At 65.8% G+C, this 23,326-nt stretch carries 21 protein-coding genes; 15 read left to right on the plus strand and 6 right to left on the minus strand.

The window, feature by feature from the left end; all coding sequences use genetic code 11:
* Window positions 1-74: 74 nt before the first annotated feature.
* Window positions 75-581, minus strand: coding sequence for a MarR family winged helix-turn-helix transcriptional regulator (locus CVS48_RS01555; RefSeq protein WP_100857464.1), 507 nt, complete (start codon window positions 579-581; stop codon window positions 75-77).
* Window positions 582-951: 370 nt separating this feature from the next.
* Between CVS48_RS01555 and CVS48_RS01560 the strand changes: the two genes are divergently transcribed.
* The 14 genes from CVS48_RS01560 to CVS48_RS01625 all read left to right on the plus strand — a co-directional run bounded on the left by CVS48_RS01560 (window position 952) and on the right by CVS48_RS01625 (window position 18,273).
* A complete protein-coding gene (locus tag CVS48_RS01560) occupies window positions 952-3,198 on the plus strand; it encodes an indolepyruvate ferredoxin oxidoreductase subunit alpha (protein WP_100852961.1) in 2,247 nt (748 codons plus the stop codon).
* 13 nt (window positions 3,199-3,211) lie between these two features.
* Window positions 3,212-4,756, plus strand: coding sequence for an indolepyruvate oxidoreductase subunit beta family protein (locus tag CVS48_RS01565; RefSeq protein ID WP_100852962.1), 1,545 nt, complete (start codon window positions 3,212-3,214; stop codon window positions 4,754-4,756).
* A gap of 42 nt (window positions 4,757-4,798) precedes the next feature.
* Complete coding sequence (locus tag CVS48_RS01570) at window positions 4,799-5,776, plus strand: PDR/VanB family oxidoreductase (protein ID WP_100852963.1); 978 nt, start codon at window positions 4,799-4,801, stop codon at window positions 5,774-5,776.
* A 30-nt stretch (window positions 5,777-5,806) separates the two neighbouring features.
* Window positions 5,807-7,126 carry an aromatic ring-hydroxylating dioxygenase subunit alpha gene (locus tag CVS48_RS01575; RefSeq protein ID WP_100852964.1) on the plus strand — a complete coding sequence of 440 codons (1,320 nt, stop codon included), beginning with the start codon at window positions 5,807-5,809 and terminating at the stop codon, window positions 7,124-7,126.
* Complete coding sequence (locus CVS48_RS01580) at window positions 7,123-7,614, plus strand: aromatic-ring-hydroxylating dioxygenase subunit beta (RefSeq protein WP_100852965.1); 492 nt, start codon at window positions 7,123-7,125, stop codon at window positions 7,612-7,614. Before CVS48_RS01575 ends, CVS48_RS01580 begins: the two co-directional genes overlap by 4 nt.
* 9 nt (window positions 7,615-7,623) lie before the next feature.
* A complete protein-coding gene (locus CVS48_RS01585) occupies window positions 7,624-9,273 on the plus strand; it encodes an AMP-binding protein (RefSeq protein ID WP_100852966.1) in 1,650 nt (549 codons plus the stop codon).
* Window positions 9,270-10,439 carry a thiolase family protein gene (locus CVS48_RS01590; RefSeq protein WP_100852967.1) on the plus strand — a complete coding sequence of 390 codons (1,170 nt, stop codon included), beginning with the start codon at window positions 9,270-9,272 and terminating at the stop codon, window positions 10,437-10,439. Before CVS48_RS01585 ends, CVS48_RS01590 begins: the two co-directional genes overlap by 4 nt.
* Window positions 10,436-11,677 (plus strand): SDR family NAD(P)-dependent oxidoreductase, encoded by a 1,242-nt coding sequence (locus CVS48_RS01595; protein WP_100852968.1) that lies wholly within the window; start codon window positions 10,436-10,438, stop codon window positions 11,675-11,677. The genes CVS48_RS01590 and CVS48_RS01595 overlap by 4 nt, the downstream gene beginning before the upstream one ends.
* A 92-nt stretch (window positions 11,678-11,769) precedes the next feature.
* Window positions 11,770-12,555 carry a cyclase family protein gene (locus CVS48_RS01600; RefSeq protein ID WP_100852969.1) on the plus strand — a complete coding sequence of 262 codons (786 nt, stop codon included), beginning with the start codon at window positions 11,770-11,772 and terminating at the stop codon, window positions 12,553-12,555.
* A 35-nt stretch (window positions 12,556-12,590) separates the two neighbouring features.
* Window positions 12,591-13,319, plus strand: coding sequence for an SDR family NAD(P)-dependent oxidoreductase (locus tag CVS48_RS01605; protein ID WP_100852970.1), 729 nt, complete (start codon window positions 12,591-12,593; stop codon window positions 13,317-13,319).
* Between the two features lie 186 nt (window positions 13,320-13,505).
* Window positions 13,506-14,657, plus strand: coding sequence for an ABC transporter substrate-binding protein (locus tag CVS48_RS01610; protein WP_100852971.1), 1,152 nt, complete (start codon window positions 13,506-13,508; stop codon window positions 14,655-14,657).
* A gap of 18 nt (window positions 14,658-14,675) precedes the next feature.
* Window positions 14,676-15,716, plus strand: coding sequence for a branched-chain amino acid ABC transporter permease (locus tag CVS48_RS01615; protein ID WP_100852972.1), 1,041 nt, complete (start codon window positions 14,676-14,678; stop codon window positions 15,714-15,716).
* The gene (locus tag CVS48_RS01620; RefSeq protein ID WP_100852973.1) at window positions 15,713-17,506 is read left to right on the plus strand and encodes a branched-chain amino acid ABC transporter ATP-binding protein/permease; all 1,794 of its coding nucleotides are present in this window, start codon (window positions 15,713-15,715) and stop codon (window positions 17,504-17,506) included. The genes CVS48_RS01615 and CVS48_RS01620 overlap by 4 nt, the downstream gene beginning before the upstream one ends.
* Entirely contained in the window at window positions 17,506-18,273 is a 768-nt protein-coding gene (locus CVS48_RS01625; RefSeq protein ID WP_100852974.1) for an ABC transporter ATP-binding protein, read from the plus strand. Before CVS48_RS01620 ends, CVS48_RS01625 begins: the two co-directional genes overlap by 1 nt.
* Here the strand turns inward: CVS48_RS01625 and CVS48_RS01630 are convergent.
* The gene (locus CVS48_RS01630; RefSeq protein ID WP_100852975.1) at window positions 18,270-19,205 is read right to left on the minus strand and encodes a glycosyltransferase family 2 protein; all 936 of its coding nucleotides are present in this window, start codon (window positions 19,203-19,205) and stop codon (window positions 18,270-18,272) included. The two genes, CVS48_RS01625 and CVS48_RS01630, sit on opposite strands and share 4 nt — an antisense overlap.
* A 224-nt stretch (window positions 19,206-19,429) precedes the next feature.
* On the opposite strand from CVS48_RS01630, the gene CVS48_RS01635 reads away from it, so the two are divergent.
* Complete coding sequence (locus tag CVS48_RS01635) at window positions 19,430-20,401, plus strand: LysR family transcriptional regulator (RefSeq protein WP_100852976.1); 972 nt, start codon at window positions 19,430-19,432, stop codon at window positions 20,399-20,401.
* Window positions 20,402-20,492: 91 nt separating this feature from the next.
* Here CVS48_RS01635 and CVS48_RS29755 read toward each other — a convergent pair whose 3' ends face one another.
* The 4 genes from CVS48_RS29755 to CVS48_RS01650 form a co-directional block, all read right to left on the minus strand.
* Entirely contained in the window at window positions 20,493-20,621 is a 129-nt protein-coding gene (locus CVS48_RS29755; protein ID WP_006226408.1) for a hypothetical protein, read from the minus strand.
* A gap of 187 nt (window positions 20,622-20,808) precedes the next feature.
* A complete protein-coding gene (locus CVS48_RS01640) occupies window positions 20,809-21,747 on the minus strand; it encodes a sugar kinase (RefSeq protein WP_100852977.1) in 939 nt (312 codons plus the stop codon).
* Window positions 21,740-22,387, minus strand: coding sequence for a bifunctional 4-hydroxy-2-oxoglutarate aldolase/2-dehydro-3-deoxy-phosphogluconate aldolase (locus CVS48_RS01645; protein ID WP_100852978.1), 648 nt, complete (start codon window positions 22,385-22,387; stop codon window positions 21,740-21,742). The genes CVS48_RS01640 and CVS48_RS01645 overlap by 8 nt, the downstream gene beginning before the upstream one ends.
* A 22-nt stretch (window positions 22,388-22,409) precedes the next feature.
* The gene (locus CVS48_RS01650; protein ID WP_242001126.1) at window positions 22,410-23,195 is read right to left on the minus strand and encodes an IclR family transcriptional regulator; all 786 of its coding nucleotides are present in this window, start codon (window positions 23,193-23,195) and stop codon (window positions 22,410-22,412) included.
* Window positions 23,196-23,326 lie beyond the last annotated feature (131 nt).

A 23,326-nucleotide genomic window follows, 5' to 3' on the forward strand; every position in this document is an offset into this window, starting at 1 on the left:
TATGCAAGTAACAAAATAATTGGGTCGAACAGTGTTCGAGTGCGCCGATGCAACGGACGAGGATGCCTCGCTGCTCATTCCTCGTCGTCGATCGGCAACTCCAGCGGCACGTGCTCGGTCATCAGCACTTCCAGCATGTCGATCAGCAGCGCCGCTTTTTCTTCGCCGAATGGCGCCAGCACCGCTTTCTGATGCTGCAAGGCCTGTTCGCACAAGGCGGCGATCAGGTTGGTGCCCTTGGTGGTGATGCACACGCGCGTTTGCCGGCGGTCTGCCCGCACGCCCGTGCGCGCTACCAGGCCATCGGCTTCCATGCGCTGCACCACCTTGCTCAAGGTGGGCTGCTTGGTGATGGCCAGCACCGCCAAGGTGCCGATGGTTTCGCCGGGGCTGCCTTCCAGGCTGGCCAGCACCCGCCATTCAGTCACCGACAACCCGGCCGCCTTCACCTGCAGATGAAATTCGGCCGAGATGCGCTGGCTGGCCTGCGCCAGCAGATAGGCCAGATAGCCGTCGACGAAACGCGGCCCCGACGTACCGCGACCGGTCAAAAGGGTGTCCCGCTGCTTGTCCAACCGCATGTTGCTGTGCTCCCACGCACCGGAATTTCGTGAACGGCCCAGGGCCGCAAAGCGCATTGCACCACGACGGCGCAAACGCGCGCCATGATGTGCCGCAATGCTGTTGCGCAGCACAGGGTATACCCCGAATCGCAACCCGTTTTTGCACCATGCCGGGGATGAAAACACGGCGGGTAGCTAGAGAACAACCAGTATATACATCCTTGTTTTCGCGTGATATTTTTTGATTTCCATGAAATTTCATCTTTTTTGTTGACAGCTAAAACGTTGACTCCTAAAGTATTTTTTAGACGGAAATTTTCGTGACACGACGATGCTGCACGGCAGCAAGGCTTGAGGACCGGTAAGCCGGCCCGACCAGGAGTTCGAGATGGCTGAAAGGTCTTTCAAGAAAGAAGTCCAGCAGTTGCGAATTGGCGCCGGCAAAGAGTTTCGCGGCGAAGGCATACTTGCCGTCACGAAAGCCTTGCTGCAATCGGGCGTGGGCTATGTGGCGGGCTACCAGGGCTCGCCCATCTCGCACCTGATGGACGTGCTGGCGGACGCCAACGAGATCCTGCAAGAGCTCGGCGTGCACTTCGAGGCCAGCGCCTCGGAAGCCACCGCCGCCGCCACGCTGGCCGCCTCCGTCATGTACCCGATACGCGGCGCCGTCACGTGGAAATCCACCGTGGGCACCAACGTGGCCTCGGACGCGCTGGCCAACCTGGCATCAGGCGGCGTCACGGGCGGCGCGCTGGTCATCGTGGGCGAAGACTACGGCGAAGGCTCGTCCATCATGCAGGAGCGCTCGCATGCGTTCGCCATGAAATCGCAGATCTGGCTGCTGGACCCGCGCCCCAACCTGGAAAGCATGGTCAAGGCGGTGGAAGACGGCTTTGAATTGTCGGAAGCCAGCAAGACGCCGGTCATGCTGCAACTGCGCATTCGCGGCTGCCACGTGCATGGCCGCTTCATCGCCAAGGAAAACAAGCGGCCCACGTTCTCGCTGGCCCAGGCGCTGGAAAGCCCGGCGCGCGACACCAGCCGCATCGTGCTGCCGCCCGCGTCCTTCCTGCACGAACAGGAAAAGATCAAGGACCGCTGGCCCGCCGCCATCCGCTACATCAAAGAGCACAAGCTGAACGAGCACTTTGACGGCGATCAGAACGATATCGGCCTGATCCTGCAAGGCGGCCTGTACAACGGCGTCATCCGCTCGCTGCAACTCCTGGGCCTGGCCGACAACTTCGGCAACAGCCGCATTCCGCTTTACGTCATGAACGTGACCTATCCCGTCATTGAAGACGAGGTCACCGAGTTCTGCCGTGGCAAGCGCGCCGTGCTGCTGCTGGAAGAAGGCCAGCCCGATTACATCGAACAGAACCTGCATGCCGTGCTGCGCAAGGCGGGCATCGACACGCATCTGTCCGGCAAGGACGTGCTGCCGATGGCGGGCGAATACACCACGCAGGTGATGCGTGACGGTCTGCGCGAATTCCTGAAGCGCCATCGCCCCGAATCGCTGCAGACGCATGCGGCGGTGGCGGTGGATGCACAGGCCGAAGCACAAGTCGCAACCCGCCAACTGGAAATCACGGAAGTCTCGCGACCGAAGCCTGCCACTCCGGCCACCAAACCGGTCGAACAGCCCATCACCTTCCACAAGCAGGTGCAGGGCCTGGCCTCGGTGGTGCCGCCGCGCCCCGCCGGCTTCTGTACGGGCTGTCCCGAACGCCCCATCTTTTCCGCGCTGACGCTGGCACAGGAAAAGCTGGGCCAGCACCATATTTCGTGCGATATCGGCTGCCACCTGTTTTCCATCCTGCCGCCCTTCAACCTGGGCGCCACCACCATGGGCTACGGCTTGGGCGCGTCCAGCGCGGCGGCGTTCAACGTGCCCGCCGCCAAGCGGCCCATCTCGATCATGGGTGATGGCGGCTTCTGGCATAACGGCTTGTCGTCCGGCATTGGCAACGCGGTCTTCAACAAGTACGACGGCGTCATCGTCATCGTCGACAACTTCTACGCCTCGGCCACGGGCGGGCAGGACATTCTGTCGTCGCGCGCCGACAACCCCGACCGGTCCACCAACAATCCCATCGACCATGCCGTGCGCGGCGTGGGCGTGAAGTGGGTGCGCACGCTGGACCGCACGTATGACGTCGCCAAGGTGCGCGCCACGATCGAAGAAGCGCTGACCACCGACATCAAGGGTCCGAAGGTCATCATCGCGCAGTCTGAATGCATGTTGAACAAGCAGCGCCGCGTGAAGCCGCTGTTCAACAAGGCTGTCAAGGAAGGCCGCCGCATGGTCAAGGAACGCTTTGGCGTGGACCCCGACGTCTGCACCGGCGACCACGCCTGTATCCGGCTGTCGGGCTGCCCGTCCTTGTCGGTCAAGGACAGCGGCGACCCCTTGAAGGAAGACCCCGTGGCGCATGTGGAAAGCAGTTGCGTCGGCTGCGGCAACTGCGGCGAAGTGGCCCATGCCGCCGTGCTGTGCCCGTCTTTCTACCGCGCCGACATCGTGCACAACCCAACCGGCACCGACCGTTTCCTGGCGCGCGTGCGCGGCGCGGTCATCGGTTTCCTGCAACGCCGCCGCGCCGCGCGGCTGGCTCAATACGCCCTGTAAGGACTAGCCCTTCATGAACCCGGTGGCAATGCAGCAAGGCAACCCGATCAAGATCGCCATCCTGGCCATGGGCGGCCAGGGCGGCGGCGTGCTGGCCGACTGGATCGTCGACATGGCCGAGCACGCCGGCTGGTGGGCGCAGACCACCTCGGTGCCTGGCGTGGCGCAGCGCACCGGCGCCACCATCTACTACCTGGAACTGCTGCCCGAAGCCGACGTGGCCCGCGCCGGCCGCGCACCGGCGTTGGCCTTGATGCCCACGCCCGGCGACGTGGACTTGGTGGTGGCCGCTGAACTGATGGAAGGCGGCCGCGCCATCCAGCGCGGCCTGGTCACGCCGGAACGCACCGTACTGCTGTCCTCGTCGCATCGCAGCTACGCCGTCAGCGAAAAGTCGGCGCCCGGCAACGGCATTGCCGACCCCAACAAGGTGCTGGAGGCCGGCCGCGCCGCCGCCAAGCGCTTCCTGTGTTTCGACCTGCAGGACCTGGCCGACCGCGCCGGCAGCGTCATCAGCGCCAGCCTGTTTGGCGCGGTGGCCGGCAGCGGCGCGCTGCCCTTCACGCGCGAAGATTTCGAAGCCACCGTGCGTCGCGCCGGACTGGGCGTGGACGCCAGCCTGCGCGCCTTCGCGCTGGGTTTCGACGCGGCGCATCAGGCGCCCGCCCAACCCGCCGCCATCGACCTGACGCGCCCGGTACCCGACGTACCCGAGCGCGCCGCCAGCCCGAAGACGCAAGCCCTGCTGGACACCATCAAGCGCGACTTCCCCGCCTGTGCGCAGCCCATGCTGACGGCCGGCGTGCGCCGCCAGCTTGAATTCCAGGACGCCGCCTACGCCGCCGACTATCTGCGCCACATGAAGGCCTTGCGCGACCTGGATGCGCAACACGGCGGCGACGCCCAGCAATGGGCGCTGACCTGTGCCGCCGCGCGCTACGTCGCCACCGCCATGGCCTATGACGACGTGATCCGCGTGGCCGATCTGAAAACACGTGGCACACGCTTTGAACGGGTGCGCAGCGAAGTGGGGGCACGGCCGGATCAACTGGTGATGACCACCGACTACATGCACCCGCGCCTGGAAGAAATCTGCGGCACCTTGCCCACGGGCCTGGGCCGCTGGCTGGAAAATTCCAAGTCCTTCGGCGGCTTTGTGGAACGCCGTCTGGGCAAGGGCCGGCTGATGCAAAGCGGCACGCTAAGCGGCTTTCTGATGCTGTATTCGCTGGCCGGCATGCGCCGCTTTCGCCGCCGCACGCTGCGCCATCAGATTGAATCCAAAGGTTTGCAGCAGTGGCTGGACCTGATCACCCGGCTGGTGCCACGGGACTACGCGCTGGCGGTTGAAGCCGTCAACTGCCGCCGCCTGGTCAAGGGCTATAGCGATACGCACGTGCGCGGTGGCGGCAAGTATCGCCAACTGCTTGCGGCGGCCGAACAACTGGTGGGCCGGCCCGACGCCGCCGCCTCGTTGCGCGCCTTGCGCGACACCGCGCTGGCCGACGAGAAGTGCGGCCCCATGGAACGCCAACTGGCCGAAAAGCTGGCGGCCTGATCCCACGACCCGAATACCGGAATACCGATAGAGACAAACGCCGTGCAGACACTGAAACTCATCATCCGCGAAGTCCGGCAAGAGTCGCCGCTGATCCGATCCTTCCGCCTGGCGCGCGAAGACGCCGGGCCGCTACCCGCCTTCGGCCCCGGCGCGCACCTGAAAGTAACGGTGCCAGGCTTGCGCGAACCGCGCTGCTATTCGCTGGTGCAACTGACGCCCGACGCCGGCCAGTTCGCGCAGCCCACGGAATACCGGCTGGGTGTGCGGCTGGAGGAAACCAGCCAGGGCGGATCGCGCCACATGCACGCGCTGGCCGAAGGCGCCACGCTTAGCGTCGAAGGCCCCAAGAACGATTTCCCGCTGCATGAATCCCCCGCAGGCGACGAGCCCGTGGTGCTGATCGCGGGCGGCATCGGCATCACGCCCGTGGCCTCCATGGCCGCCGCGCTGAAAGCCGCCGGCCGCGACTTTCATCTGCACTACTGTGGCCGCAGCAAGGATCAACTGGCCTTCCTGCCCGAACTGGAAGCGCTGGCAGGCTGCAGCCTGACCGTGCACGCAGACGACGACCCGTCCTGCCGCTTCGACCTGCAAGCGTTGCTGGCCGCCTCCAACCCCCGCCAGCACTTGTACGTGTGCGGCCCCAAGGGCCTGATCGACGCCGTCATCGCCGGCGCCAAGGCGCGCCATTGGCCGGATGCCCACATCCACTTTGAACTCTTCGTCACCGCCGCCGCGCAAGCCGGCGACCAGCCCTTTGAAGTGGAACTGCGCCAGTCCGGCCGCACGCTGACCATCCCCGCCGACAAGACCATCGTCGACGTCATGGAAGAAGAAGGCTGCGACCCGATGTACGACTGCAAGCGCGGTGAATGCGGCGTCTGCCAGGCGACGGTGCTGGAAGGCGAGCCCGACCATCGCGACTACTACCTCTCGGACACCGAGAAGGCCAGCGGCAAGATCATCCAGATCTGCATCTCGCGCGCGAAATCGCAGCGCCTGGTGCTGGACCTGTAAGGCCGCCGGCCCGACGACAAGGAAGCGACCATGGCCAAATACCGCGACAACCCCGACGCCATTCGCGCCCTGCTGCGCGACACGGAAGTGCACAAGGACCTGTTCATCGACCAGGAACTGTTCGAGCTGGAAATGGAGCGCCTGTACGCCAACACCTGGGTCTACGTCGGCCACGACAGCCAGGTGCCGAACAACGGCGACTACATCACCACCACCGTCGGCAACCAGCCCGTGGTGATGGTGCGCCACAGCGACAAGAGCGTGCGCGTGCTGCACAACCGCTGCCCCCACAAGGGCACGATGGTGGCGGGCGATGCCTGCGGCAACACCGGCAAGTTCTTCCGCTGCCCCTATCACGCGTGGACATTCAAGACCGACGGCAGCCTGCTGTCGATACCGTTGAAAAAGGGCTACGAGAACACCGGCCTGGAAAACTGCGAAGCCAGCCAGGGCATGGCGGCCGTCAAGGATGTGAAGAACCATCGCGGCTTCGTGTTCTGCCGACTGAACCCGGAAGGCCAGTCGTTCGAGGACTTCTTTGGCGAATCGCTGTCCACGCTGGACAACATGGTGGACCGCTCGCCCGAAGGCCGGCTGGAAGTGGCCGGCGGCGTGCTGCGCTACATGCACCGCTGCAACTGGAAGATGCTGGTCGACAACCAGACCGACACCTGCCACCCGATGGTGGCGCATGAATCGTCGGCGGGCACGGCGGTGAAGGTGTGGGAACAGGCGCCCGAAGGCACGCCCAAGCCCATGGCGGTGGAACTGTTCGCGCCGTTTATCTCGCCCTATGAATTCTTCGAGAATATGGGCATCCGCGTGTGGGAAAACGGCCACGGCCATACCGGCGTGTCGGACTCCATCCATGCCTCGTATTCCGGCGTGCCGGGCTATTGGGATTCGATGGTTGCCGCCTACGGCGAAGAACGCGCCAAGCAGATCCTGGGCGACGTGCGTCACAACACCGTGTACTTCCCCAACATCATGGTGAAAGGTCCGATCCAGACGCTGCGCATCTTCAAGCCCATCGCCGCCGACCGCACGCTGGTCGAGTCCTGGACGTTCCGCCTGGTCGGCGCGCCCGACCTGCTGCTGGAACGCACGCTGATGTACAACCGGCTGATCAACGCGCCCACGTCCGTCGTCGGCCATGACGACCTGGAAATGTATGAACGCGCCCAAGACGGCCTGAATTCCCGCGCGCGCGACTGGGTCAATGTGGGCCGGCTGTATACGCCCGACGAAGCCGGCCAGAAAAACGTCACCACCAACGGCACCAACGAATGGCAGATGCGCAACCAATACCGCGCATGGGGCCGCTACATGACCGGATCGGAGTCGGTATGAGCGCAAGCGACCGCGAGTTGATCGATTTTGTCTACGCCGAAGCGCGCCTCCTGGACGAGCTGCGCTTTGAAGACTGGCTGAACCTGTACACCGAAGACGGCTACTACTGGATGCCGCTGGCGCATGGCCAGACAGACCCGAAGCTGCACGCTTCCCTGATGTACGAAGACAAGCTGCTGCTGCGCGTGCGCGTGGAACGCCTTGCCGGCCAGCGCACGTTTTCGCAGCAGCCCAAAAGCCGCTGCCATCACCTGCTGCAAGCGCCCACCGTCGAACACGGCCACCCCGATTCCTCGCCGGATGAAGGCCGCCATGTGGTGCGCACCGCCTTTCACTATGTTGAAACCCGGCAGGACACGCAGACGCTCTTCGCCGGCTGGGCCACGCACCACCTGGTGGAACAGGACGGCGCGCTGCGCATCCGCTTGAAGCGCGTTGACCTCGTCAACTGCGATGCCGCCTTTGGCAACATTCAATTGTTCATGTAGGAGCGGCTTGTGAGCACCACCGTCCATCAGGCTTTCAGCGACACCGCCGCCCGTTACGGCGCACAACCCTTCTTGTGCATCCTGCCGGAAACGGCCAATGTCTACGGCATAGCCGCCGGCGAACTCTCGTATGGCCGCGCGGCCGACGCCATTGAAACGCTGCGCGCCGCCTATGCGGCGGCGGGCTACGGCCACGGCCATCGCGTGGGGCTGCTGCTGGAGAACCGTCCCGCCTTCTTCCTGCACTGGTTCGCGTTGAATGCGCTGGGCGTGTCGGTCGTACCGATCAACCCGGACCTGCGCGCGGCCGAACTGGAATACCTGACGGGCCACTCCGAGATCGCCCTGGCCATTGCGCTGCCCGAGCGCCACGCCGACCTGCGGGCCGCCGCCGAACGCGCCGGCCGCCCCTTGCGTGTGATGGGCCCGGACGACGCGCCCCCGCCAGCGCCCTTCGCCGCGCCGCTGGCCGACACCGCGCCCACCGAACTGAGCGAATGCGCGTTGCTGTACACGTCCGGCACCACGGGCCGCCCCAAGGGCTGCATCCTGCCCAACCGCTATTTCCTGCACGCGGGCGGCTGGTATGCGCGCATCGGCGGGCTGGCCGCGCTGCGCCCCGGCCAGGAACGCATGCTGACCCCGCTGCCGCTGGTGCACATGAACGCCATGGCGTATTCCGCCATGGCCATGGTGCTGACGGGCGGCTGCCTGATTCCGCTAGACCGCTTCCACCCCAAGACCTGGTGGGACAGCGTGCGCGACTCCGGCGCCACCGTGCTGCATTACCTGGGTGTGATGCCCGCCATCCTGATGAAGGCCGCTCCATCCGACCGCGACTTGCAGCCCGCCATCCGCTTCGGCTTTGGCGCGGGCGTGGACCGCACCCTGCACGCGCCTTTTGAAGCGCGCTTCGGCTTCCCCTTGCTGGAAGCCTGGGCCATGACCGAGACCGGCGCGGGCGCCGTCATCATCGCCAACCAGGAACCCCGCTACATCGGCACCAGCAGCTTCGGCCGCGAGGAAGACGATGTGCAGGTCCGCATCGTGACCGACGCCGGCCAGCCCGCCGCCGTGGGCGAGCCCGGCGAACTGCTGGTGCGCCACGCGGGCGACGACCCGCGCTACGGCTTCTTTGCCGGGTATCTGAAGGACGCGGCCGCCACCGACGAAGCCTGGCAGGACGGCTGGTTCCACACCGGCGACATCGTGCGCCGCGAAGCCGACGGCGCGCTGCGCTTCGTGGACCGCAAGAAGAATGTGATCCGCCGCAGCGGCGAAAACATCTCGGCCGTGGAAGTGGAAAGCGTGCTGATGCAGCATCCGCTGGTCAAGGCCGTCGCCGTGGCCGCCGTGCCCGACCCGCTGCGCGGCGACGAAGTGCTGGCCTGCGTCGTGCCCGAAACCCTGCCCGCCGATGACGCCGCCATGGCCGAGGCCGCGCGCGGCATCGTGCAGTGGTGCCTGCAACAACTGGCCTATTACAAGGCGCCCGGGTATGTGGCGTTTGTGGACAGCCTGCCGCTGACCACCACCAACAAGATCCAGCGCGGCGAAATGAAAGCGCTGGCGCCGACCTTGCCCGGCACGGCGCGCTGCATCGACACCAACGCCATGAAAAAGCGCCAGGAGCCTGCCCGCCTGGAGTCTGCCAAATGAGCCGCCTGGGATACGACGGCATCGTGGCGGCCCTGCCCGTCACCATTCCGTACGAACGCTATTCCACTCACGCCGCGCACTGGTGGCTGGGCCGCGCGCTGGGCGCGCTGATCCGGCAATCCGGCGTGGCCAAGACCGATGTCGACGGCCTGTGCGTGTCCAGCTTCACGCTGGCGCCCGACACCGCCGTGGGTCTGGTTCAGCACCTGGGCATGAGCCCGCGCTGGCTGGATCACATCCCCATGGGCGGCGCCAGCGGCGTGGCCGCCTTGCGCCGCGCGGCCCGCGCGGTGCAGGCGGGCGACGCGAACATCGTGGCCTGCATCGCCGGCGACACCAACCACGTGGACTCGTTTCGCAACACCGTCAGCCAGTTCTCGCGCTTTGCGCAGGACGCCGTCTACCCCTATGGCGCGGGCGGCCCCAATGCCAGCTTCGCGCTGCTGACGGCGCACTACATGCGCACCACGGGCGCGACGCGCGAAGACTTCGGCAAGCTGTGCGTGGCCCAACGCGACAACGCGCTGCGCTACCCGCACGCCCTGATGAAAAAGCCGCTGACGTTGCAGCAGTACCTGGACGCGCGCGTCATCACCGACCCTATCCATCTGTTCGACTGCGTGATGCCCTGCGCGGGCGCCGACGCCTTCCTGGTGATGCGCGAAGACCAGGCCCGCGCCTTGAACCTGCCCTACGCCCGCATCCTGTCCACCATCGAACGCCACAACGCCTGGATCGAGGACCCGATCCAGACGCGCGGCGGCTGGACGATGGACGTGGACGAGCTCTACGGCCAGGCCAATGCCGCACCCGCCGACATGGACTTCCTGCAAGCCTATGACGACTACCCCGTCATCAACCTGATGCAGATCGAAGACCTGGGCTTTTGCGAAAAAGGCGCCGCGCCGGCATTCGTCCGCGACCACACGTTCACCGTGGACGGCAGCTTTCCCTTCAACACCAACGGCGGCCAGTTGTCGGTGGGCCAGGCAGGCGCCGCCGGCGGCTACCTGGGCATGGTCGAAGCGCTGCGCCAACTGACCGGCACGGCGGGCGGCACGCAAGTTCCGGATGCCCGCATCGGCATGGTCAGCGGTTTCGGCATGATCAATTACGACCGTGGGCTATGCACCGCCGCGGCCATCCTGGCAAGGAGCGACGCATGACCGAGCCGCTAGCCAAGCCGCCCCGGAAGAACCCGGTTGCGCGCACCCGCCAGCCCACCTTGCCGCCCGGCTCGCGCAGCCGCACGGCGCTGGGGCTGACGGCCGCCGCCGCCGAAGGCCGCTTCGACTTGCAAACCTGCGCCGATTGCGGCGCGGTGCAATACCCGCCGCGCGAAGTCTGCGGCCATTGCCTGTCGGAACACCTGCCCTGGCGTCCAGCCGACCCCAAGGGCGTGCTGCTGGTCAGCACCACCTTGCATCACAGCAACGACCTGTATTTCCGCGAACGCCTGCCCTGGCGCGTCGGCACGGTGGTGATGGACGCCGGCCCGTCCGTGGTGGCGCACGTGCACCAGGATTGCGCCGACGGCACCCGCGTGCGGCTGGCCCTGAAACTGGACCGCAGCGGCCAAGCCGTGATGATCGCCCTGCCTGAAAGGAACACGCCCAACATGGAAGACGACAAGACCTTGCGCGAAACCTCGTGCGACCCGAAATTCCGCCGCGCGCTGGTCACCGACGGCAAGACCGCCGTGGGCCAGGCCGTGGCGCGGGCCTTGCTGGACGCGGGCTGCCCCACGGTATTCCTGGGCGACGCGCAAGCCTGGAAGCGCGACGCCGCCTTTGACGCGCTGGCCGCCGACCCGCGCGTGCAGTCGGTTGCCCTGGATGTGACCGACTCCGATTCCGTGGACCGGCTTGCCGCTTCCATCGGCGGCAAGGTGGAAATCCTGGTGAACACGGCCGACCTGGAACGCGAAGGCGGCCTGCTTTACCGCAAGGACGTGAACACCGCGCGCGACGCCATGGACGTGAACGTGCTGGGCCTGATGCGCCTGGCGCAAAGCTTCGGCCCCGCCTTGTGCGGCCGCGCCGCCGACGGCGTGAACAACGCCACCGCCTGGGTCAACGTGCTGTCCATCTACGCGCACATGAACCTGCCGTCGCGCGGCATGTGGTCGGCCTCCAAAGCCGCCGCGCTGTCGCTGGCCCAGTGCCTGCGCGCTGAAATGCGCGGCGCGGGCGTACGGGTCGTGAATGTGTTCCCGGGCCCTGTCGACCACGAATGGGAACAGCGCACGCCGCCGCCGCGCGTCGCCCCCGCCGCCATCGCCTCCGCCATCGTGCGGGCCCTGAAGGACGGCGTGGAAGACGTGTATGTGGGTGACGTGGCGCAGGAATTCCGTGCACGCCTAGCCGACAACCCCAAGGGGCTGGAACGCGAGCTGGGCGCCTGACCGCGCCCGCCACGCCACTGCCCCCAAGACAACGCCCCAGATTCCCTCCGGCGCACCGCGCAAGCGACGCGCCCACACCCAGGAGCCGCAGCATGAGCCAGAACATTCTTGCCCAATTCATGACGGAACTCGTCACCGGCCGCATCGGCCTGGTGGACCTGACCGAGACGCTGACGCCGGAATTCCCCACCATCGTGCTGCCGCCGGAGTTCGGCCAGGCCTGGCCCTTCCGCATGGAAGAGATCTCGCGCTATGACGAGCGCGGCCCTGCCTGGTACTGGAACAATTTCTCGTGTTCCGAACACACGGGCACCCACTTCGACGCACCCGCGCACTGGGTGTCGGGCAAGGACCAGCCCGACAACACCGTCGACACCATCCCCATCGACGCCTTCATTGCAAGCGCCTGCGTCATCGACTGTTCCGCCGAGGCCCGCGACAACCCCGACTTCCTGTTGACCATCGACTTCGTCAAGGCCTGGGAAGAAAAGCATGGCCGCATCCCCGCGCGTTCGTGGGTGCTGATGCGCACCGACTGGTCCAAGCGCGCCAAGCCGGTTGAATACCTGAACATGCAGGAAGACGGCGCCCACTCGCCTGGCCCCGACGCGGATGTGGTGCCGTGGCTGATCAAGGAACGCGATGTGCATGGCTTCGGCACGGAATCGGTGGGCACCGATGCCGGTCAGGCCCATCACCTGAACCCGCCCTACCCCTGCCACTACTACATGCACGGCAACAACCGCTACGGCTTGCAGTGCCTGACCAACCTGGACCAGTTGCCGCCGACGGGCGCGGTGATTTTCTCTGCCCCGCTGAAGATCCGCAGCGGCTCGGGCAGCCCGCTGCGCGTGCTGGCGCTGGCGCCGAAAGCCTGAACCGCTGCCACGGTTCACACCCACCAAGGACACGCATGACTCAAAAAAACGTAGCGCTGGTCACGGGCGGCAGCGCCGGCATTGGCGCCGAGATCTGCCGCAGCATGCTGGATGCCGGCTATGAAGTGATTTCGATGGCGCGCCGCGCCGCCGACTTCAGCCACCCGCGCCTGCACAACATGCAGGTGGACCTGCTGGACGCCGACGCCACCGCGCAGGCGGGCCAGGAAGCGGCCGCCAAGTTTCCCATCAGCCACGTGATCCACAACGCGGGCGTCATCTGGCCGAATCTGCTGCCGCAGGTCACGCAGGAAGAGCTGCACGGGTTGACGCAGATTCACCTGGGCGCGGCAATCAGCCTGGTGCAAGCGGCGCTGCCCGGCATGCAGGAGCGCAAGTTCGGCCGCATTGTGATGATGTCGTCGCGCGGCGCGCTGGGCCTGCCCACGCGCACCGCCTATTCGGCCACCAAGGCCGGCATGGTCGGCATGGCGCGTACCTGGTCGCTGGAACTTGCGCCCTACGGCATCACGGTCAACGTGGTGGCGCCCGGCCCCATCCAGACAGACATGTTCTACGAAGTGATCGAACCCGGCAGCGAACGCGAAAAGCAGTTGGCCAACGGGATTCCGGTCAAGCGGCTGGGCCGGTCCGACGACGTGGCGCGCGCCGTGATGTTCTTTGCCGACCCCGCCAACAGCTTCGTCACCGGCCAGACGCTGTTCGTCTGCGGCGGCGCCAGCGTCAGCTCCATCACCATCTAGTGAGCCTTGCGCCGTGCATGCTTCGGGTTTTGACGGATAGGTAAGCACCAAGAGCCCGTCTACAGTGCTGATCCTTGCAGGTTAGAAATTTTAAGCAACAAGTAATTCCCGCAGTCCCCACGCTGTTCCTGTTTTCTCCGCTTTTCAGCTGCACCCCCACTCTGCTCCCTATCCGGAGGTTTTGCCATGCTGTCGAAGAAACTCCCCCTGGTCACGGCCGCCGCCGTTGCCGCCCTGTTCGCCCTGCCCGCCTTGGCGCAAATGAAAGTCGGCGTCGTCACGTCTTCCACCGGCCCGACCGCACTGGTCGGCATTCCGCAGAAGAACACCGTGCCGCTGCTGCCCAAGAAAATCGGCGACCTGACCGTGGAATACATCTCGCTGGACGACGCCAGCGACTCCACCAACTCGGTCACGGCGTTCAAGAAACTGATTTCGGAACAGAAGGTGGACGCGCTGATCGGCCCGTCGGGGTCGCCCAACGCCATGGGCGTGATCCAGTTCGCCGCCGAAGCCGGCGTGCCGATGCTGGCGCCGGTGGGCACGGCAGCCGTGGTGCTGCCCATGAACGAACAGAAGAAGTGGGTGTTCAAGACCACGCAGAACGACGACATCATCGCCCGCGCGCTGGTGGACCACATGGCCAAGACCGGCATCAAGACGGTGGGCTTCATCGGTCTGAACGACCCGTATGGCGAAAACTGGTACAAGGTTTTTTCGGGCCTGGCCACCGAGAAAGGCATCAAGATCACCGCCAACGAACGCTATCTGCGCTTTGACAGCTCGGTCACGGGCCAGGCGCTGAAGATCCTGGCCGCCAAGCCCGACGCCGTGCTGGTGGCCGCCCCCGGCGCCGCCAGCGTGCTGCCGCAAACCACGCTGTTCGATCAAGGCTACAAGGGCAAGTTCTATCAAACCCACGGCGCCGCCTTGCCCGACTTCCTGAAGCTGGGCGGCAAGAAGGTCGAAGGCACGGTGCTGGCGGCCAGCCTGATGCTGGTGTTGCCGGAAATGCCCGACAGCAACCCGTCCAAGAAAGTCGCCACCGACTACATCGCCGCGTACGAAAAGCTGAACGGTTCCAAGCCCGCCACCTTCGGCGCCAACGTCTACGACGCCGGCCTGCTGTTGGAAAAGGCCGTACCCATCGCGGAAAAGGCCGGCAAGCCGGGCACCAAGGAGTTCCGCAGCGCCTTGCGCGACGCGCTGGAACAAACCAAGGAGCTGGTGGGCACGCAGGGCGTCTACAACATGAGCGCCGCCGACCACAGCGGCTTTGATGACCGCGGCCGCGAGCTCATCACCGTCAAAGACGGCAACTGGACGCTCGTGAAGTAACGGCTTGGACCTTTTCGCATGAATGCTCAGATCGCCTTGATACTCGGGCAGGACGGCATCACCAACGGCGCGATCTATGCGTTGTTGGCGTTGTCGATCCTGCTGGTCTTCACCGTTACCCGCGTGCTCTTCATCCCCCAGGGCGAGTTCGTCGCCTTCGGCGCGCTGACCATGGCGGCCATCCAGGCCGGCAAGCCCGTGCTGCTGGTCTGGTTGCTGCTGGCGTTCGCGCTGGCCGAAGCCGTGGCCGACCTCATGGCGCGGGCCAAGCGCCCGGGCCGGTCCCGTGGGCTTTGGCGCATCGCGGCCAAGGCGATCTATCCGCTGATCCTGGCGGCCTTGCTGTACCGGCTGCCGCTGGCGCAACTGCCGATGGCCGTGCAGGCCTTGCTGACACTGTTGCTGGTGGTGCCAATGGGGCCGCAGTTGTACCGGCTGTTCTACCAGCCGATCGCCTCGGCCTCGACGCTGGTGCTGCTGATCGTGTCCATCGCCGTGCACCTGGCGCTGGTTGGCCTGGGGCTCTTGGCCTTCGGCGCCGAGGGTGCGCGCACCGCGCCGTTCTCCGACGCCAGCCTGGCGCTGGGTCCCATCAACGTCAACAGCCAGGCGCTCTGGGTGGTGGCGGTGTCGGCCCTGCTGATCATCGTGCTGTATCAGTTCTTCGAGCGGTCGATGTACGGCAAGGCGTTGCGGGCGGCGGCATTCAACCGGCTGGGTGCGCGGCTGATGGGCATTTCGCCCATCTTCGCGGGCCGCGCCACGTTCTTTCTGGCCGCGCTGATCGGCACGGTGTCGGGCATCCTGATCGCCCCCATCACCACCATGTATTTCGATTCCGGCTTCATGGTGAGCCTGAAGGGCTTTGTGGGCGCCATCATCGGCGGCCTGGTCAGCTACCCGCTGGCCGCGGCCGGCGCGGTGCTGGTCGGCCTGATTGAAGCGTTCTCGTCGTTCTGGGCCAGCGCCTACAAGGAAATCATCGTCTTCACGCTGATCATTCCCGTGCTGCTCTGGCGCTCGTTGAAAAGCCACCACGTCGAGGAAGAAGACGAATGAATCCCCGCATCATCCTCTTCGTGTTTTTGGCGCTTTTGGCGCTGGGGCCGCTGGCCCTGCCGCCTTTCTATGTGACCTTGCTGAACTACATCGGGCTGTACGCGCTGGTGGCGCTGGGCCTGGTGCTGCTGACCGGCGTGGGCGGCTTGACCAGCTTCGGCCAGGCCGCCTTCGTGGGCGTGGGCGCCTACACCACGGCGCTGTTGACCACGCGCGCCGACTCCCTGCCGTCGTGGCTGGCGTGGCTGGGCGCCTCGCCCTGGCTGACGCTGCTGGCCGGGCTGGTGTTGACGCTGGTCATCGCCTACCTGCTGGGCGCCATCACGCTCAAGCTGTCCGGCCACTTCCTGCCGCTGGGCACCATTGCCTGGGGCTTGTCGCTGTACTTCGCTTTCGGCTCCGTCGAAGGGCTGGGCGGCCACACCGGCATTCCCGACATTCCCGCCATCAGCCTGTTCGGCTGGTCATTGCATGAAGGCGGCAACATCTATTACCTGATCTGGGCCTTCCTGCTGATGGCGGTGTGGTCCACGCAGAACCTGCTGGATTCACGCGAAGGCCGCGCCATCCGTGCGCTCAAGGGCGGACGCGTGATGGCGGAATCCATGGGCGTGGACACGGCGCGTTCGCGCATGGTGATCTTCATCATCGCGGCGTTGCAGGCCTGCGCATCGGGCTGGCTGTACGCCCACATGCAGCGCTTCGTGAACCCCAACCCCTTCGGCTTGCAGATGGGCATCGAATACCTGTTCATGACCGTCATCGGCGGCGCGGGCCAGGTCTGGGGTGCGCTGATCGGCGCGGGCGTGTTCACCGTGGCCAAGCAATGGCTGCAAGACTGGCTGCCCAAGCTGCTGGGCCAGACCGGCAACTTTGAAGTCATCGTGTTCGGCTTCGGCATGGTGCTGCTGCTGCACCGCGCGCGCAGCGGGTTGTGGCCGCTGTTGACGCGCTGGATCCGCGTGAAGAAGCCCGTGCGCCGCCTGGACATGAATGCCGAGCCGCTGCCGCGCAAGCCCATGCCGGCGCGGGGCGAGGTGGTATTGAAGGCGGTGGACGTGACGCGCAAGTTCGGCGGCCTGGTTGCCAACAACGCCATGAACCTGGAGATACGCGCGGGCGAAATCCTGGCGCTGATCGGTCCCAATGGCGCGGGCAAAAGCACGATGTTCAACCAGATCTCGGGGGTGGACACGCCCACGTCCGGGCAAGTGACGTTGCTGGGTCAGTCCGTGGCTGGCGCTGGCGCGCGCAAGATTGCGCGGCTGGGCCTGTCGCGCACCTTCCAGCACGTGCGCTTGCTGGGCCGCATGAGCGTGCTGGAAAACGTGGCCATCGGCGCGCACCTGCGTGGCCATCGCGGCGTGCTGCCGGCCGCCTGGCGCCTGGACCGGGCCGAAGAGGCGCGCCTGTTGGCCGAAGCCGCGCGCCAGGTTGAACGGGTGGGGCTGGGCAAGCATCTGCACGACGAAGCGGGCTCGCTGGCGCTGGGGCAACAGCGCATCCTGGAAATTGCGCGCGCGCTGGCGTCCGACCCCTGCATCCTGCTACTGGACGAACCCGCGGCCGGGCTGCGCTATCAAGAAAAATGCGAACTGGCCGAACTGCTGAAGAAGCTGCGCGCGGAAGGCATGGCCATCTTGCTGGTTGAACACGACATGGACTTCGTGATGGGCCTGGTGGACCGCGTGGTGGTCATGGACTTTGGCGAGAAGATCGCCGAGGGCCTGCCCGCCGAGATTCAGAACAACCCCGCGGTGCTTGAAGCCTATCTGGGCGGAGTGGAATGATGAGCGCGAATCTGCTGGAAGTGCGCGACCTGCGCGTGGCCTACGACAAGGTGGAAGCCGTGTCGGGCGTCAGCCTGACGGTGGGCGAAGGCCAGATCGTGACCGTGATCGGCCCCAATGGCGCGGGCAAGACCACCTTGCTGTCCGCGATCATGGGCGTGCTGCCGTCCACCGGCCACATCGTCTTCGGCGGCAAACCGCAAGAACATGCCGAGATCGAGGAAATGGTGGCCGCCGGCATGAACCTGGTGCCCGAAAAGCGCGAACTGTTCGCCGAAATGACGGTGGAAGACAACCTGATGCTGGGCGGCTTTCACCGCTTTCGCAGCGGAGTGCGCGACCAGGACAAGACGCTGGCGGAAGTCTATGAACTGTTCCCGCGCCTGCAAGAGCGGCATGCCCAACTGGCCGGCACCCTGTCGGGCGGCGAACGCCAGATGCTGGCGGTGGGCCGCGCGCTGATGGCCAAGCCGCGCCTGCTGATGCTGGACGAACCCAGCCTGGGGCTGGCGCCGCGCATCGTGCGCGAAGTGTTCCGCATCGTGGCCCGGCTGCGCGAGATGGGCGTATCGATTTTGCTGATCGAGCAGAACGCGCGCGCGGCGCTGCAAGTGGCCGACTACGCCTATGTGCTGGAAACGGGCGCCGTCACGCTGGAAGGCCCCGCCGCCGAGGTGGCGGTGGACCCACGCGTGGTCGAGGTGTATCTGGGCCTGGGGCATGGCGCGTCCGCGCCTGCCGTGCCCACTGCACCCAGTGCGCCCTAGGCCACGCCGCGGCGCCGGTCGCGGCGGTACAGCGCATAGCCCACGGGCCACATCGCCGCCACCATGAATGTCGCCATGGGGTTGGTCAGCCGGTACGCGCCCACCGCCGTGGGCACGCCGGAATGCTTCAAGTGCAGGCGAAAGCGCGTGTACCGCGCGGCCGCCATGACGAATTCGCGCGGCCGGTAGCGGAAGAACTCCAGGTGGTGCTGCAGCATGTCCCAGGCCAGCAGATACAGGCCCTGCGCGTTGCTGCCCACCGACACGGCGCCTTGCGACAGGCCGCCCGGCGTGTCGTGATACGTGCGCACCACGCGGTTGATGAAGCGGCTGAGATAGCCCGCGCGCGCCACCGCCCACCACACCAGGCTTTCCGGCACGAAACCGGCGACGTCCTCGGGAAACGGAAACTTCCTGAGGATGTCGGTACGCATACAGCCAAATTTCTCGCCTTTGATGCGATAGCGGAAATACACGTCCACCGCCGTGCTGTCGAACACGTCCTGCGGATACCGATCGCCCACGATGCTGCCGTCGGGCCGCGCGCACAGGCCCGTGATCGCCACATAGGAATCGCGGCGCGCGGGCGGGATGGCGTCCCAGGCTTCTTTGAAAATGGCCAGCGCATCGGGCGGCATTTCGTCGTCGCTGTCCAGGGCCACGATCATCTGGCCCTGCGCTTCGCGCACGCCCCGGTTGAAGGCGGTTTTCTTGTGCTGGTTGTTCTGCCAGATGTAGCGGATGGGGAAATCCGCCCGCGCCTGCCAGGCCAGAATCGACTCGTGCGTGTTGTCGGTGGAACCATCGTCCACCACCACCCATTCGAAGTCCCTGAATGTCTGCCGGGAGAGCGATTCATACACCCGGTGCAGCGTGCCCGCCCGGTTGTAGGTGGGCGTTAGAACGGTGAAAAACGTTGGTGTATCGGTCATGCCTGCTATGCCCCTTTGCGATCGTCGTGCCACCGCTGCGGTCTTGGTCTGCTTCTTTTCGCCTGAAGTGTAGGGGATATGCCAACCCTAACCGATGCCATGGCATGCAAATTTGCAATCAAATCTGTCAACCCGTGGATTTTTGGGGCGCTATTCGCGATTTTTTTGCATGGGGACGCAGGCGGGAGTGGCGTAAACTCGTGCGGCCAAAAACCGGAATGCCTATGGAAGCTTCGACCGTCCAGCTCAATGACATCGCCTTGTTCGTAGAGGTTGCCAAGCGCAAGAGCTTCAGCCTGGCGGCGCGCGCGCTGGATATGCCCACGTCCACGCTCTCGCGGCGCATCAGCGAACTGGAACGCGCCATCGGGCTGCGGCTGATCAACCGCAATACGCGCAGGCTGGACCTGACCGAGGCGGGCGCGGCCTATATGCGCCGCTGCCAAGGGCTGATTGACGAGGCGCGGCTGGCGCATGAACAACTGCTGTCGCTGTCGGGCGGTCCGTCGGGCAACCTGCGCGTGTCCATGCCCTTCAGCCTGGCGATCTGGCTGCTGCCGGAAACCATCAAGGACTTCACCGACCGCTACCCGGACGTGGAATGCGAATTCGATCTGAGCATGATGACCGCGTCCGACGCGCAAGGCACGCCGTTTGACGTGGTGCTGCGCTTTGGCCGCGACTCGGACTTTTCCACCGCCACGAGCGACAACGGCAATGGCAATGGCAATGGTGGCGCCTCCGGGCGTCCGGCCGGCGCCGTGGTGCAGGAACTGGTGTCGCTGGACAACTACCTGTATGCGTCCGACCGCTACCTGGAACGCCACGGCGAACCCAAGACGCCCAGCGAACTGACGCAACACCAGTGCCTGCGCACCACCATCGACGACGCCCATTCGCACTGGACGCTGCACAACGGCACCGTCAGCGAAGTGGTGCCGGTCAGCGGCCACCTGGCGGCCAACAACATGAGCATCGCCGGCATGCTGGCCGGGCTGGACCTGGCCATCACGCGCATGCCGCACTGCCAGGCGCTGGACCCGATCATCAAGCGCAACTCGCTCAAGCGGGTGCTGCCGGGCTGGTCCGTGGACCCGATCTCGATTTATGTGGTGTTCCCGTCAAGCATCCAACCCGCGAAGACGCGCGCGTTCATGGATTTCATTACCCCGAAGCTGGGGCCGGCGGGCGATTGATAGAAGAACGCCCGCAAAGAAGTACGCCCCCAAAGAAAAATCCCCGCAAGGCGCGAGCCCTGCGGGGATTTTTCAAAACCAAGAGCGTTGATTAGACGCGCTTGATCTTTTCCAGCATCTTGAAAACACCCTTGGGCGACTTGACGAACAAGCGCTTGAAGGCCTTGCCCAGGCAACGGCGTTCCAGGGTGTTACGACGCACGCGTTTGCGTTCAGCCATGTTGATTCTCCTGTTGATTTTGCGGAAATAAAGTCACCGCACAACCGGAAAGCTGGCTGGCGGAAAAATTCGGATAACTTGGCATTTTAGCCTGAAATTTGAAGGCTGCGCCAATGGCAGGGAAAAGGGACGATCAGGAACGGAACTGAATCCGTCCCCGTTACCGCCCTACCCTGCCGGACGGTGTTCAGCCGCCTGGCGATTTCAGCCGTTCGCGCACCTGTTCCGCGCGCGGAAGCGGGTCGACCGCGCCATAGCCCAGCGTGGACAGCGCCGCCGCGACGTTGGCGTAGCGCACCGCGTCTTCCCAGCTATCGCCCTGGCTGCGCCGCGCCAGCAGGCTGCCCGCGAAGCAGTCGCCCGCCCCGGTGGCGTCCACCGCGTCCACGCGCAGGGCGGCCACCGGCGTGCGCGTCTTGCCGTCGTCGATGATGGAACCGTCCTTGCCCAGCTTCAGCACCACCACGCCGGTTGCGCCGCCGTCGCGGATCCAGTCCAGCGTGCGTTCGGGGTCGTTGTTGCCGGTCAGGTGCTGCATGTCGTCCATGCTGGGAAGGAACAGATCGGCCTGGCGCATGGTTTCGCGCAGGATAGCGCGGGCGCGGTCAACCGGCCACAAGCGCAGCCGCAGATTGGAATCCAGGCTGACCTGGGTTTGCGCGGCATGGGCGCGTTCGATGGCGGCGAACACCGTGTCGCAGGCGCTGGTGCTGATCGCCAGGCTGATGCCCGACACATGCAGGAAGCGGCTGCGCTCGATCAGCCCGCTTTGCAGCAACGCCGGCGTCATCAGGCTGGCGGCCGAACCCCGGCGCAGGTAGCTGAAGGCGTGGCCGTCTGGTCCGTGCTGCACGAAATACAGGCCGGTGTGGGCGTCGTCATCGCTTTGCACGCCCGAGGTATCCACCCCTTCGGTTTTCCACAGGTCCAGGAATTGCGCGCCGAAGGCGTCGTTGCCCACCCGCGTCAGATAGGCGCAGCGCGCGCCCTGGCGGGCCGCCGCGATGACGGCGTTGGACGTATCGCCGCCGTAGCCTTGCAGATACTGCATGTGGCCCTTCTGGGTCTGGTTCAGTTCGACCAGGGGTTCGCCCAGCGCGACGATGTCGAAGTCGAAGTCAGCCATGGGCGGCCTCGCGGGTGCGGGTGATTTGCGCCACCAGGGCGGCGGTGTCGCGCGCGGCGAACGCGGCCTTGTCATACAGATTGCTGCCGATGCCCACCAGCCCGGCGCCGGCCGCGAAATACGTGCCCATGTTGTCCTGCGTGATGCCGCCCGTGGGGCAGAAGATGGTGTCGGGGTACACCGACTTGAGCGCGGCCAGATGCTTGGGGCCACCGGTGTCGGCCGGGAACACCTTCACCACGTCCACGCCCGCGCGGCGGGCCGCCAACACTTCGGTGGGCGTGAAGGCGCCCAGCAGGCACAGGGCGTCGGCGGCGTGCGCCAGGTCGACGATGTCGGTGGCCAGGGCGGGCGACACCAGGAAGTCGGCGCCGGCCACCAGCGCGTCGCGCGCCTGGCTTTCGTCCAGCACCGTGCCCACGCCCAGCAGCAGGCTGGGGCCGTGCTTGTCGCGCAGCGCGCGCACCAGGTCGGTCACGCCGGGAATCGTCCAGGTCAGTTCCAGGGTGGTGCAGCCGGCCGCCACGGCCACTTCGGCGGCATAGGCGGCGGTGGCGGCGTCGGTATAGCGCAGCACGGGCACGACCCGGGCCGCCAGCAAGGCGGAAAGCTTGGATGCAAGGGGGGCGGATGCGGTCATGGAATTCCTCTGGGGCTGACGGTCAGGCGCCGCCGGCTGACACCGGCAAGACGGCAAGTTTGGCCACGGCGGCATCGCGCAGCCGCAGCAAGGGATCGATATAGGCGGATTGCGGGTCAGGCTGGCGCCGGAACAGCAGCGTGCTGACGCTGACGCCTGCCACGGGCCGGCCGGCCGCGTCGCAAAGCGCCACGCCATAGCAGACGATACCGGGTTCATTTTCCTGGTCGTCCATGGCGTAGCCACGGCCGCGCGCTTCGTCCAGCACGGCGCGCAAGGCAGGCAGGCTGGTGACGGTGCCGGGCATGCGCGCCGGCAGCGGCAGGCCGCGCAGCAGGCGTTCGCGCGCGGTCTCATCCAAGGCCGCCAGATACGCTTTGCCCACCGCACTGGAATGCAAGGCAACCGACGAGCCAACGCGCGACACCATGCGCACCGGGCCGGGGCTCTCGAGCTTGTCGATATAGATCATTTCGTGGCCGGCCGGCACGGCCAGATGCACGGTTTCGCCCGTGGCGTCGCGCAGCGCCTGCAAATCGGGCGCCAAGGCGGCACGCAGGTCAAATTGCGACCACGCGCGGCTGGCCAAGGACATCAGGCGCGTGCCCAGGCGATAGGCGCCGCCCGACTCGGTAACCATGCCCTGCTCGGCCAGCGCCGCCACGATGCGGTAGACGGTGGGACGTGGATAACCGCAAGTGCGCGCGAGCAGCGCGGCCGTGGGAGGCTCGGGCGCGTCGGCCACGGCTTGCAGCACCGCCATGAATTTCGCGAACGCCGCGGCGCCCGCGACCTTGGTTTCCAACAAGTTCGTCCCCAGATCAAGACCCATGCGTGATGACAAAGCGCCATCCAGTATGAATCTGCAGAATTCGCAAGCCTGACAGTACGAATATCAGACGAATCTGCGATACTGTTTATTTGTACAGCTACACCGCC

The sequence above is a fragment of the Achromobacter spanius genome (assembly GCF_002812705.1).
GTDB classification, from domain to species: domain Bacteria; phylum Pseudomonadota; class Gammaproteobacteria; order Burkholderiales; family Burkholderiaceae_B; genus Achromobacter; species Achromobacter spanius.